The sequence below is a fragment of the Rahnella selenatireducens genome, from assembly GCF_046449555.1.
GTDB lineage: Bacteria > Pseudomonadota > Gammaproteobacteria > Enterobacterales > Enterobacteriaceae > Rahnella > Rahnella selenatireducens.
Genome location: NZ_JBKEZJ010000016.1, coordinates 20,632 through 33,994 on the forward strand (window position 1 = coordinate 20,632; position 13,363 = coordinate 33,994).

Consider the following 13,363-nt stretch of genomic DNA (forward strand, 5'->3'; position numbering starts at 1 on the left):
TCAACTTAGTAAACCCATTTCACGTTGAGCATGAAATTACGCGGGTCTCCGTAAAAATTGTTACCGCCACGGTGACGGTTGGAGACGCCGACGTAATACTCTTTGTCCGTCAGATTGTTACCATTCAGACTCAGGCGTATTTGCTTGTTGTATTGATAGCCGATATTGGCATTGAAAAGCGTATAACCGCCCTGCGAAACGTCGTAGTTAGTTGTGGTAGACGTCTGCGCCGTTAATCCTGCGCCTGCGGACCATTTCTCCCAACGTCCCGGGAACTGATAGCTGTTGTAGACGCGGATAAGATGTTGTGGGGTATGTTTGCTGAAGTTGGTGCCTTTCTGCGTGTCGGCTGCTTCGAGATATTTACTGTTATTGAGCGTATACCCTGAATAAACCTGCCACCCTTCGGCCAGTTGGCCGGATACTTCCATCTCAATCCCCTGACTTTGGACCTTGCCATCAGCGATATAGCAGTCGTCGCAGCCGACCCCGCTCATGGCATTATTTTCCTGAATGATACGGAAGAGGGCGATAGAGGCATTCAGCGCACCCTCGAAGAATTCTCCTTTGACACCGGTCTCGTAATTGCTGCCTGTGACCGGCGGCAGGAAGTTGCCGCTGGCGTCCTGCGTGCTCTGAGGCTTGTAGATTTCAGAGTAACTTAAATACCAGGTGTAATCTTTTGCGAAATCCCACAGCAGGCCGCCGTAAGGGATAGTTTTACCTTTCACCTTGTAATTGCTGTACCCGGTCATTGCGCCGGTAGTCAGGTTAGTGAAATAGGAGTCGTAGGTGAAGTCGCTGTAACGGCTGCCGAGGATCAGCTTCCAGTCATTTGCGAGGCTCAGACGTGTTGTCGCATACAGGCCGCGCTGATAGACGTTGTACTGATAACGGCGCGTATAATCCCAGTCCGGTTCACTCAGACTCTCCGGATCCCAGCTGTAAATATTCACCTTACTGGTGTTGCTTAGTGAACCGAATAAATTGCTGAAGTTCTCTTTCTGATAGTCGCCGCCGAGTACCAGTTCATGTTCGCGTTTCAAAAACTCAAACGGGCCGCTAAGGTTGACGTTTAGACCGTACTGGCTGCTGCGGTTGTGCCGTTGCAGGTAGTTGTTGAGTCTTGCATCGCCAGAATCATTCACGCCTTGCGTGCCGTTACCGTAAACACCGATGAACTTCCCCTGTGCACTGGCGGAGGTATAGTTCAGCGAGCTTTTAGCAACCCACTCATTGTCAAAATAATGTTCAAGCTCGGCGAAGCCATTGGTTTTCTCGAAGGTGATATTATTCCAGCTGGCACCCAGAAACGTCGAACGTGGAAGATTCAGACTGGAATAGTCCGTTGACATCGGGACACCATAAAGATTGGGAACCGTGTCAGTTTTTTGCCACGAAATGCCTGTCGTCAAAGTGGTCTGTGGCGTGAGGTCGTAGGCCATCGTCCCGAACAGCACCTGACGTTCACTGTTTACGTAATCAGTAAAACTGTCTTTTTTTTGCAGCACCCCAACCAGACGCCCCCGCAGCGAAGCATCGTCATTGAGCGGGCCGGATATATCCACTTCGCTGCGATAGTTATCCCAGCTTCCTGCGCTGGCGCTCAATGAGGTTCGAAAATCGTATGTAGGACGTTTGCGCACCATATTGACGGTGCCGCCCGGTTCACCGCTGCCCTGAGTCAGGCCGGATGCGCCGCGTAAAACTTCCAGATGGTCGTAAATCGCTAAATCAGGCGATTCGGTTGACGCTTCGGCGTATCCCATACCCGCGAGGCTGTTTTGAAACGAGGAACTGATACCATCTTCCTGAATGTTGTCCATCGTAAAGCCACGTGACTGGTAGCGGCTCTGGTACGAACTCTCGTTAATCACATTGACACCCGTCACCTGACGCATGGCATCGTCCAGGGAGGTCATATTCTGATCATTCATGCGCTGACGGGTTACAACACTGACCGACTGCGGCGTTTCACGCGGAGAAAGATTCAGACGGGTCGCGGCTGACATGCTGTGGGTAGTGTAAGAGCGTGTATCTTCAGTCATTGAGCCGTAATCAATTTTACCTACTACCACGAGTTCTTCGCCTTCAGGGATCTTATTTAGTACATAGCTGCCATTGGATTGTTGATCGGCCTGAAGGCCGTGGGATGTCAGGAGGCGGGATAACCCTTCTGTTATGGTGAAAGTGCCGTTGAGCGCTGTCCCAGATAACCCATTAGTTAAGGTGGCATCGCTCGCCAGATATATACCGGACTGTGCGGCAAACTGATTGAGCTGAGATGCAAGCGGTGCCGCCGGAATGGCATAAACATTTTGACGCGCTGTGATTTCAGCGGCATGAACAGATGTCACCATGGACGTGGCGAAAGAAAGTGCTGGCACGTAAAGCATCATGTGCATAAATGTGGCAAGTGGTTTGCTGCGCAAGGCGCGTGGCAGGTCATTTTGTGATGATGGTGACATAGATCCCCCTGAAAATTCCCAAAAGTAGAAGTGCTGCACAGGGTTAATCGGATGAGGAAACGAAATGGGGAACCGGAGAGGTGAATTTATTTTTGGTGATCATTTATACGCCGCGTGGTGCAACAGTCAGCCACCACGAAAAACGGCGGTGAATTTGTACAGGGAGTATGTGGGTCAGCATCTCCAGCGCCATATCAGTGTCATGTAACGGGAACGTACCGGTAACGGCCAGCGCCTCTACGGCGGGATCACATCCCAGATAACCGTTTCTATACGCAGAGAGGCGTGTGATGAATTCTCTTAGCGGAATATTTTCGGCCTGCAAAAGTCCACGTGGCCATACTGGTTCAGGCTTGCTCAGCGCCGTGACAGGTTCAAACGCATCCTGCCGGAAAGTCACCCCATGACCTGCTGTGATAATCAGCTTATCGGCGGTGGCGGCCGGTGAGACTTCCACTGCGCCCTGATAGACGTGCAGCACCGTGCCTTCGTTGAGCGTATGCACGCTAAATCGTGTGCCGAGTGCGCGCATTTTTCCTTGAGCCGTAGTCACCGTCAGCGAACGCTGGGGATCGGCTGCGGTTTCAATCATGACGCGGCCTTTAAGTAACTGTAACGCCCGCTGTTTCGTGGAATAGTTGACGTTCAGCGCACTGTCCGTATCGAGCCAGATGCGGGAACCGTCATTTAGCGTGAACTGCGTGATTGCGCCGTGCGGGCTGTGATAATCAGCACGCCATGCCAGTACCTGATTACGCAATGGGGTATGACGCCATGTGCTCCAGCCTATCAGCGAACCGACCGAAATCCATGCTGCCATTTTCAGCACCTGACGGCGCCCGGCATTATGTTGAGCATGAGTTAATGCTGTCAGGGCCGCTGTTTTCCGGGCATCGCTCTCGCACAGTGGCGTAAAACGCTGACTAATTTTTAGCACATACTGCCAAGCAAGCCGGTTCTCTGAATTTTCATTCAGCCAGTGCTGGAATGCATTGGGGCTGGCTTGCGATGCGGGGATATCTTGTAGCTCGGCGTACCATTTTGCAGCCTGTTGAAGCGCGATAAAACCGGGTTTATTCGTCATGTTGCTTTGCTCAGTTCACCTATGTCGCGTCGAAATGCTCAACTTCTAAGACCAGACAGTGCAGCATGGCTTGAGCCATATACTTCTTCACCATGCGCACTGATACGCAGAGTTCGACGGCAATCTCCGGGTAAGTCAGCCCGCGGATTTGCGACATCACGAATGCTGTACGGACTTTAACTGGCAGCGCACGCAGCATCGTATCCACCTGAAATAAGGTTTCGAGTACGACTGCGCAATGTTCTGCCGAGACTGCCACAGGCTTTGGCTGAGCGTTTAATGTCTCCAGCCATAGGCGTTCAATTTCTTTTCTACGCCATAAATCAATACACATTCCCTGAGCCATAGCGCCAAGATAGGCACGCGCGCCGGCCAGACTGTCAAAGTTTCGCGGTTTTAACAGCAGCCGTAGAAAAACATCTTGTGCGAGATCGGCGGCATCGCTGGCATTTCCAAGGCGTCGTCTGAGTATTTTTTGTAGCCAGTTGTGATGTTCTGAGAAGATCAGCACAATGTTTTCAGCCGAACCAAAACAAGGAGATGACATTTCGTTCTAACCACCAGCGATGCGTAAATTATGAAATATATAGACATATAAATTTACATGAGAATGATTTTCATTTCAATATGTATCAGGGGGGCATATGCCATTCGTGAAATATGAAGACGGACTTTTTACTAAAAATGAATCACGAAAAACCCTGTATACGCCAATGATATTCTCACTGGCGTTGTGTCTTTTGGTGATGGTTATTAATCTTTTCAGCTTTCCGAAAAAAGAAATCGGACATTCCTGGATGGAGAACTCCGGCTGGGTTGTGGATACCGTTCAGTGGTTGATACTTCATTTTATCTTATGGAGTTTTAACCGTTTGACTGTTAAAGCCAGCCTGCGAAGATGGATTAACCTGGGCCTTTATATCTGGATAATGTCAGCAGCATTTGATGTGATGGATGAGTTTATCCATCAACCTCTGTGGGTGGGATATTATATTGAGGATGTTTCCAGACTGGCAGGAATGCTCTGCGTTTCGATTGGCATCTACTTTATCGTGCAATACGTGAATGATAAATATGCCGATGTCAGTATAGATTCTTATCGTGATGAATTGACGCATCTGCCTAACCGACGTTATTTCAGAAATATTCTTCTGGAATTAGACAATAAAAATATTTATGTTTTTATCATCGATATCGACTTCTTTAAAAACATCAATGACAAATACGGGCATGACATCGGTGATGAAGTTCTTCGGGCATTCGGAGATCTACTGAGCAGCCTGTATGACGGCAATGTCACCGCCTCCAGAATCGGGGGCGAAGAGTTTGCGGTTATCTTGCAATTGCCCTCAACACAGGACGCCAGTGTCGTTGCGGAAAAAATATTATCCCGAACGCGGGACTTGGTTATCCATGGGGAGATACGGTTCACCGTCAGTATCGGAGCCGGTCACAAAAAAGAAGACGAGACTGTTGAGAACTTACTCAAGCGTGTTGACGTCGCCCTTTATGAAGCGAAATGTGGGGGGAAGAATAGAATCGAATGGTCCACAGCATAATTGCTCAGATTCTAGTCTCAGGACCAGATCAACATTATTTCCAACTTCATTTAGCGATAAATAATATCTAGTAAATGAAAACTTAGGTCATTTCGTGGCAGATCAGTTGCATCTTTGATACCCGTAGTGTTACCACATAATATTATGGTTGCCAGCAGCCCCAGTAGTTCTGTTATGTCCCAATACCGGGTATTATTTTGCAGCAGCATAAGCCAGACTATATGCTCATCTGGAGTAATCGAGATCTTCCTGAAATGGAAATCTTCCACGTGTACGTCGCAGGTATGCGAAAATTCTCAACCCCTTCAAAATTTAATTTTTTCTGGTTAGGAGCCACAAAAAATCCGATCATCTATTAACCATCAAATTACACTCCTTTTAACAACGCCATATACATACCTATGCAAAAAATTGACGAGCAAATAACTAAAAGTGAAAGAATAAGTAAGCAGATACGAAACATATTTTTCTCAAAAAGGAAGGTTCGCTCCATGCCCAGAAAATCACATCCTTTGGCAAAGCCCCGAATCCCTTGGTAGTTGAAATTATGATGAACTGAGATTAAAAATCCGCCTCAAGTTAGAGGCGGTTAATGATACGACCAAGGGGTTTTCCAAATGTGACTACATGAGGGTAAATAATCACGCAAGCAATTATAAGCACTGTATGAAAACACACAATATAAATTTAAGTCTTTGTGCAAAAACTACTGTAAAACCTTTTTTTTACGGCTCAATCGTTAAAAATCGATATTTTTATTGATTACCAATAGCTTAGGTATGGTGAGGTATGCCTGCAAATCGCTTAGGCTGGGACTAAATGTCGTTTCTGGGAGTAATGAATCTTACAAGATGTGTATTCATTGAATAGTGAATTTTTCCTAGTGGGTCTTTTCTTGCCTCCCGAACGGTCAACTATCTATATTTAGGTGTTGGAAAGTAACCACATTAGAAGACTAAATGGTGTCGATTGAAGAGTATGCTGAAATGTGCATGATTTTTGGGGGACGTTGTGCTTGGACTGCGTGGTAGCGGGTACGCCATCAGTAGGGAGAATCTAATCATCGTTTTTGCCAAATTGAAAAAAGTGAGTAAAAACCAAAGGGAATCAATATGCTATCAGTCAATTATCAACCAATTGAGTGATAGCTAATAAAGACTCCTCAAGCATGAAAAACACCACTAAGGATCGGTTATTTATTAATGCATGGCATATTTGCTCACATCCTGAAGAATTGAAATTTTCAACAGACAGAAAAAAAAGCCTGCAATAGCAGGCGAAAATATCATATCAAAATTTAGTTACTAGGTAGGAGTGATACTCCTGAATTTATTTTAGTATAAGATTAAGTTCTCATGGTGTTTAGTAACTAATAAAAGAGCCCCTGGTATCGGAGGGGCTTTTAAGTATTATTGTAGCGCTTTTCATAGCAACAATTTTAGACTTGGTTCAGAACTATGAGAAGTAATCTTGATTAAACCGAATATTAAGGGGCAGAAATTTCTGCTTATTCAATTTCACAATATTATTTTCTTGCGAGTATTTTTATCGTCAGGGTTGAATAAAAAACTGACGTTGCTGTTTCATAACAGAGCTTGGTGTAACGCCAAACGCTTTACGGAATGCATGGCTGAAATGTGAGAAATCAGAGAATCCGTAGTCAAGTGCAGCCTCAGATACGCTGCAAACATGCCCATTTTCAAGTGCTTCTCGGCTGGCCTGAAGCCGTTCCTGCCAAATAACCGCTGCTGGTGTTTTCTGGTGACGCGCAAAAGTCCTTGTCACCGTGCGTACTGACACATGATGAGCGAGAGCAATATTCTCCACGCTGAGTTCAAGATTAGTAAGGTTCCTACTGATATAGTTTCTCATTCTTGCGTATAAATCGCGTTCTACAGACACGGTGTTCTGATCCTGAAGCTCCAGGCTCAGCATAAGTAGATCTAACATTGTTTGTGAAAAGCGGCTGGCCACATCCGGATTGCTTACCAATAGAGGTGTTTGAGCTGCCTGGTGAATCATCTCACGCAGCGGAACAATACCCGGACGGGTATCATCAAGAACTGTTGCGGTCAGGCTATCACTCGCAGGCACTTTTCCTGCAAGCAGGTGCCGGGGGATTCTTATCAGGTGGTTATTTTTACCCCCAATGCTGAAGCGAAAGGTCTGCGCCGCATCATAAAGAACAAGATCATTTGAAGCCAGGCAGGCCTTTCGTCCTCCCTGTTCCAGCTGCCCGTAGCCACCCTGGATATAACCGAGCCACAAGTCATCGTCCGGTCCCGTTCTCAGATGTCGTGATTTTCGCTCCCAATGGTGAAGTGTTGAAGTGAGAGTACACACATCTACAAGACCCACTTCACGCACGTTAAGTTCACCGTCAAACCCGCAGTCAGCGAGTGGTTTACCATCGGAAGGAATGCAGTGACGAAGAATAACATCATTCCAATACTCGAAACGGTGATGCGCTGAAACATGTTCGGTGGAGTAGCGTATTTCCCGGGAAATGGAATGGCTGTTCACGGCAACACCTCTTATCAGAATGAATTATTTCAAACTGAAAGCAATATTTGCGCCATGAGCGCTTTGCGAGAGATTTCCTAAATAATGGATATCTTTAGATACGATAAACGGAATGAAACGCACTATTAACGGGCAGTGCCGCACTGTTTTATTTCATCATCAGTCACACGACTCAAAAAATATCACACGTGTCCTTCCAAGCCAGACGATTGTCCGGTTAAAACAGGTCTCCGGCTGATTTCTCCTTAGTATCAGTGGTGGGTTAACCCATCGCTGAAACTATTTATCCAGGAGTCTTTATGGAATCTGCCATTGATAAACACCTGCAATGCCCCCGTTCGCTTTCACGCCGGGTACATGACGATTATCAGCCGCCGTTCCCGATGTTCGCTGGTCGATCTGGGGATGATCTGACACAGGTCGTTATGGCCTATCTGGGCGTGCAGTTTCGAGAAGAAAATCGTCAAGATGCTGTCCGGGCAATGCAGCACATGGTGTCGACTTTCAAGCTGAGTAACGGGCCAGGCAACCATGACATCTCTTTCCATACCGACAATCAGGGCTACGGTAATTTTATCGTAGTGGGTTACTGGCGGGATCCGGCTGCTTACTGCCGCTGGATCCGTCAGCCGGAGATCGAGCAATGGTGGTCTTCTGATGAACGCCTGCTGGATGATGTCGCTTACTTCCGTGAAATTATAGCCCCGCGGGCTGAACAGTTTGAAACGCTGTATGCCTTTAAAGAAGACCTGCCGGGTGTCGGGGCAGTAATGGGCAGTATTAGCGGCGAGATCCAGGAACATGGCTACTGGGGTTCCGTACGTGACCGTATTCCGGCCTCCCAGAATGACTGGCTTCAGCCTGGTGAAGAACTGCGTATTATTTCTGGCGACCCTGATGCCGGCGGGAGAGTTGTAGTGCAGGGGCATGACAACATTACGCTAATCCGTTCAGGGCAGGATTGGATGGAAGCGGATGCAGATGAACGTCAGCTTTACTTCACAGAGATGCTTCCTCCTTTGCAGGCTGGTATGGATTTTCTTCGGGATGAAGGTCACATGCTCGGCTGTTATAGCAACCGGTTCGTTCGCAACGTAGATATCGACGGAAATCTGCTGGATATTGCCTACGATATTGGCTTCTGGCGTTCACTTGACCGGCTTGAGCGCTGGGCAGAATCACACCCCACTCATCTTCGCATCTTCACTACATTTTTCCGGGTGGTGACGGGTTTGCAGAAACTGCGACTTTACCACGAGGTTTCTGTTTCAGACGCTCGCTTTCAAACCTTCGAGTACATCAACTGCCATCCTATGACCGGGATGCTACGTGATGCTCAGCGCTAAACCACACGACTATAACTCATCCATCCAACTTTCTCCGGGGATTACTCCATGCACGCATTGCGCTTTTTCCTGCCTCTTATATTGATTGGGTCTGCTCCAGTCCTCGCCGTTGAAGTCGCACCTGGCGATTATAGCCAATTTCCCGACGGTACAACGGTGGGGCTGCTTTATTATCAGCATGCCTCAACCGGTTCAGCGCACTCGCGTGGTGAAAAAGTCAGTTCTGATTATAACCTGACTTCAGATATTGGCATGTTGCGTCTGCTTCATACCGTACAAATTTCTGAGACAGCAACGCTTGATCCGCAGTTTCTATTGCCCTTCGGGAGGATATCTGGCGGCGGTGATGCGGCTTCTCTTGGCTCAGCCAGTGGGACCAGTGATCTGATCCTTACCGTGCCTTTAAAAATCAAACTCAACGCAGGGGGGGACATTTTTGGCTTCGCCCCTTATCTCTATGTGCCCAGCGGCAGCTATGACCATAACGATTCACTAAATCTGGGAGAGAACCGCTGGAAGGTCGACCTGCAGGCGGCTTGGGTGAAATATTTCACTGAAAAGTGGGCGCTGGATATGGTCGGTGATGCCATTTGGTACGGTGACAATAACGATTATGGGCCCGGCACATCTCGCCTTCAGCAGGATAATGCATGGGCAGCACAGATTATGGGGCGCTATATGCCAGACCCTACACTGGCGTTGGGTCTGGGTTTTGGTCAGACCTGGGGGGGAGAAACCACGATTGACGGTGATAAGCAAAATAACCAGTCACAAACCACCAACGTCCGTATCACAGCAACAAAATTTGCCACACCTCGTGATCAATTCCAGATACAGCTGGGCAGGGACCTGCGCGTTGAAAACGGTGCTGAAGAAAATTTCAGGCTAAATCTTCGCTACGCACGCGTTTTCTGAGGCTGTCCTTCCTAACAACGTATCTGTCCGTCTAAGACAGGTAACCGCTGTGCCGGTGCGATATGTTCAGGTCAGGATTGAGTCAGTCAATTTTTTTAGCTAAGGAACAAATATGCCTATTGAACGTCCGAATGTCAGTCAATTGCAACAGCTTGCAGGCGAGCTTCATTTGCAGATTTCTGAGAGCGAAGCTGCAGAATATCTTGCTCTCATGCAACCAAACCTCGATGCCTACGACCTGATTGATGGCCTGAGTGATGAGGTCCCCACGGTGAAATATCCGCGTGAAAAAGGATACCGCCCGGAGGGCGAAGAAAACCCGCTGAATGCCTGGTACTACAAAAGTGAAGTGCAAGGCGCACAACAAGGCGTGCTGGTCGGGAAAACCGTGGTGCTTAAAGACAATATCTCCCTGGCAGAAGTCCCAATGATGAACGGTGCATCTTCACTGGAGGGGCATGTACCAGCTTTCGATGCCACCGTTGTAACCCGTCTTCTTGATGCCGGCGCCACCATTCTGGGTAAAGCCACCTGTGAACATTTTTGCCTCTCAGGGGGAAGTCATACGTCAGATCCTGCTCCGGTACATAATCCGTGGCGCAAGGGACACAGCGCAGGCGGTTCTTCATCGGGTAGTGCAGCGCTGGTGGCTGCCGGGGAAGTTGATATGGCGATAGGCTGTGACCAAGGGGGCTCGATTCGTATTCCATCTGCATTTTGTGGCACATATGGCATGAAACCCACCCACGGACTCGTCCCCTACACTGGCATTATGCCGATTGAAGCCACCATCGATCATGCCGGGCCCATTACCGCTAATGTGAAGGACAATGCACTGATGTTGGAGGTGATGGCCGGAGCTGACGGTCTTGATCCAAGGCAGTACATCTCCCGGGGCGGAAGCTATACCGCTGAGCTCGATAAAGGGGTAAGCGGGCTGAAGATCGGTGTAGTAACGGAAGGGTTCCAGTTGCCTAATCTCCAGCCTCAGCTTGCAGAAAAGGTCCGTAATGCTGTTGCACGGCTGGAAAGTCTGGGAGCGCTCGTCGGGGAAGTCTCTGTGCCCGGTCACCAGCTTGCCGCCGCACTGTGGTCGCCGATTGGTTGCGAAGGACTCACCATGCAGATGATGCATGGCAACGGAATGGGGTTTAACTGGGAAGGGCTCTACGATGTCCCTCTGTTGGACAAACATGCGGGATGGCGTGACAGCGCTGACACGCTTTCTCCTTCTCTCAAAATCTGCATGCTCATAGGCCAGTTTGGCCTGAAACATTATAACGGCCGTTATTACGCGAAGGCACAGAATCTGGCCCGCCGAGCACGGGCAGACTATGACCGCGCGTTCGATGATTTCGATTTACTGGTCATGCCGACCGTTCCGGTGACGGCTCCGCCACTACCACAACCGAACTGCTCACTTACCGAATATATCTCCAAAGCATTCGAAATGATTGGTAACACGGCCGCACTGGACGTGACGGGCCACCCAGCAATGTCGGTGCCCTGTGGGTTGGTTGACGGATTACCGGTAGGCATGATGCTGATTGGGCGGCACCACGCTGAAAGCACTATTTATCAGGCCGCCGCCGCGTTTGAAGCAAGCGGTAACTGGCAGGAAATGTAACCGCTATTCATCGATAGGTTCAGAGTTATACCGGCGGACTTAAAGCCCGGCAGTAACATTAAATTTATGGAGAAATATCATGGCACACGACCACGACCATACCGAACCACCTGAGGAAATTGCGCTTCGTGTTAAAGCACTCGAGTCCCTGTTAACGGAAAAGGGAATGATAGATCCAGCTGCGCTAGATGAGCTTATTGACACCTATGAACATCGAATTGGCCCTCGGAACGGTGCACTTGTTGTGGCAAAAGCCTGGAGCGATCTTGATTACAAAGCCCGTCTTCTTGCAGATGGTACCGGTGCAATTGCTGAACTAGGTTTTTCAGGCGTGCAGGGGGAAGACATGATGGTTGTTGAAAATACCCCTGAGGTTCACAACGTGACGGTTTGCACACTTTGCTCCTGCTACCCTTGGCCAACACTCGGTCTTCCGCCCGCTTGGTACAAATCAGCACCCTATAGATCGCGAATTGTCCTTGAACCGCGAAGCGTGCTGGCTGAATTTGGTCTTAACATCAGTGAGGACAGAGAAATCCGGGTGTGGGACAGCAGCGCTGAGTTGCGTTATCTGGTTCTGCCAGAAAGGCCAGCTGGCACTGAGGGATGGAGTGAAGAGCAACTTGTCGCGTTGGTAACCCGTGATGCAATGATTGGTACGGGCGTGGCACTTCAGCCGGGCAATTAGCAACATAGGGTATTTCTTTCAACTTTCTTATGGAGAATCCGATGAACGGGATACATGACATGGGCGGTATGCATGGTATGGGCGCCGTCATTACTGAAGAAAATGAACCTCCCTTCCATCATGAATGGGAGCGGCGCACCTTTTCGCTTTTTGCCTCTTTGTTTGTTGGTGGTCATTTCAATGTTGATATGTTCCGGCACGCCATTGAACGCATGCCCCCAGTACACTATCTCGAAGAAAGCTACTACGAACATTGGATGCATGCTTTCGAGACGCTTTTGATTGAGAGGGGAGTGATTACCGCTAATGAGCTTTCAGGTGCGGTTAAGCCACTCCCAGTCCCGCCGGAAACACCTGTACTGCGACAGGATATGGTGCAGGCAGTTGTCAGTACCGGAGGGGGGGCGCGGGTTGAAATTGATCTGCCTGCAAGCTTTAGTCCAGGCGACCGCGTAAGAGCAAAAAATATCAATCCTGCCGGGCATACCCGTCTGCCACGATATGTTCGAGGTAAGGTCGGTACGATTGTGATTGACCATGGAGTATTTATTACTCCGGATACGGCAGCACACGACCAGGGTGATCATCCTCAGCACGTTTACAGCGTGAGTTTTGACGCGACCGAATTATGGGGTAGTGAAGCGCCGCGTAAAGATACGGTGCGAATCGACCTATGGGACGACTATCTGGAGGCGTTATGAGTAAAGAAATCGGATTAGCTCCTGCTGCTGAGAGTGCCACCTTTGAGCATCCGTGGCAGGCGCAGGTTTTTTCATTGATTGTTTACCTTCATCAGGCCGGAAACTTCAGTTGGAAAGAGTGGGTTGATGTTTTTAGCGAGGAAATAAAAGCCAGTCCATTGCGGAAGGGAGAAAGCATCAACGATGCCTATTACCGGCAGTGGGTCTCAGCAGCGGAAAAAATGTTTATCTCACTGAAACTGGCACTTAAGGAAGATGTTCTCCGGCGAACCGATGAATGGCGTCAGGCTTATTTTAACACCCCACACGGGATGCCAGTTGTACTTACCAACGCGACCTGCATGCCGGCACATAATCACCACCACCTGGCACTTCGTAGCCCTGTGGCAGTGAGCCCAGCATCCATCTGTCTTAAACCCTAAAAACTATCTAAAGTCAGATATAAGGAAAAA

Annotated in this window: 11 protein-coding genes; 7 read left to right on the forward strand and 4 right to left on the reverse strand. The window is 48.7% G+C overall.

Features of this window, described 5'->3' with window-relative positions:
* Positions 1 to 5: 5 nt before the first annotated feature.
* The 3 genes from ACLBVC_RS20985 to ACLBVC_RS20995 form a co-directional block, all read right to left on the reverse strand.
* Positions 6 to 2,468 (reverse strand): TonB-dependent siderophore receptor, encoded by a 2,463-nt coding sequence (locus tag ACLBVC_RS20985; protein ID WP_410151221.1) that lies wholly within the window; start codon positions 2,466 to 2,468, stop codon positions 6 to 8.
* A 103-nt stretch (positions 2,469 to 2,571) separates the two neighbouring features.
* Positions 2,572 to 3,552 carry a FecR domain-containing protein gene (locus ACLBVC_RS20990; RefSeq protein WP_410151222.1) on the reverse strand — a complete coding sequence of 327 codons (981 nt, stop codon included), beginning with the start codon at positions 3,550 to 3,552 and terminating at the stop codon, positions 2,572 to 2,574.
* Between the two features lie 19 nt (positions 3,553 to 3,571).
* Positions 3,572 to 4,099 (reverse strand): sigma-70 family RNA polymerase sigma factor, encoded by a 528-nt coding sequence (locus ACLBVC_RS20995; protein ID WP_410151223.1) that lies wholly within the window; start codon positions 4,097 to 4,099, stop codon positions 3,572 to 3,574.
* Positions 4,100 to 4,196: 97 nt separating this feature from the next.
* Between ACLBVC_RS20995 and ACLBVC_RS21000 the strand changes: the two genes are divergently transcribed.
* The gene (locus ACLBVC_RS21000) at positions 4,197 to 5,111 is read left to right on the forward strand and encodes a GGDEF domain-containing protein (RefSeq protein ID WP_410151224.1); all 915 of its coding nucleotides are present in this window, start codon (positions 4,197 to 4,199) and stop codon (positions 5,109 to 5,111) included.
* A 1,551-nt stretch (positions 5,112 to 6,662) separates the two neighbouring features.
* Here the strand turns inward: ACLBVC_RS21000 and ACLBVC_RS21005 are convergent.
* Positions 6,663 to 7,634 (reverse strand): helix-turn-helix domain-containing protein, encoded by a 972-nt coding sequence (locus tag ACLBVC_RS21005; RefSeq protein WP_195816003.1) that lies wholly within the window; start codon positions 7,632 to 7,634, stop codon positions 6,663 to 6,665.
* A gap of 299 nt (positions 7,635 to 7,933) precedes the next feature.
* On the opposite strand from ACLBVC_RS21005, the gene oxdA reads away from it, so the two are divergent.
* From oxdA to ACLBVC_RS21035, 6 genes are all read left to right on the forward strand, one after another.
* Positions 7,934 to 8,980, forward strand: coding sequence for an aliphatic aldoxime dehydratase (gene oxdA, locus ACLBVC_RS21010; RefSeq protein ID WP_195816002.1), 1,047 nt, complete (start codon positions 7,934 to 7,936; stop codon positions 8,978 to 8,980).
* Between the two features lie 48 nt (positions 8,981 to 9,028).
* Positions 9,029 to 9,895, forward strand: coding sequence for a transporter (locus ACLBVC_RS21015; RefSeq protein ID WP_410151225.1), 867 nt, complete (start codon positions 9,029 to 9,031; stop codon positions 9,893 to 9,895).
* Between the two features lie 112 nt (positions 9,896 to 10,007).
* A complete protein-coding gene (locus tag ACLBVC_RS21020; protein ID WP_410151226.1) occupies positions 10,008 to 11,522 on the forward strand; it encodes an amidase in 1,515 nt (504 codons plus the stop codon).
* 79 nt (positions 11,523 to 11,601) lie between these two features.
* The gene (gene nthA, locus ACLBVC_RS21025) at positions 11,602 to 12,210 is read left to right on the forward strand and encodes a nitrile hydratase subunit alpha (protein ID WP_195815999.1); all 609 of its coding nucleotides are present in this window, start codon (positions 11,602 to 11,604) and stop codon (positions 12,208 to 12,210) included.
* Between the two features lie 41 nt (positions 12,211 to 12,251).
* Positions 12,252 to 12,911, forward strand: coding sequence for a nitrile hydratase subunit beta (gene nthB / locus ACLBVC_RS21030; RefSeq protein WP_410151227.1), 660 nt, complete (start codon positions 12,252 to 12,254; stop codon positions 12,909 to 12,911).
* Positions 12,908 to 13,333: a nitrile hydratase accessory protein gene (locus ACLBVC_RS21035; RefSeq protein WP_410151228.1), complete on the forward strand. Its 426-nt coding sequence runs from the start codon at positions 12,908 to 12,910 to the stop codon at positions 13,331 to 13,333. Before nthB ends, ACLBVC_RS21035 begins: the two co-directional genes overlap by 4 nt.
* The last annotated feature ends 30 nt before the right edge of the window (positions 13,334 to 13,363 follow it).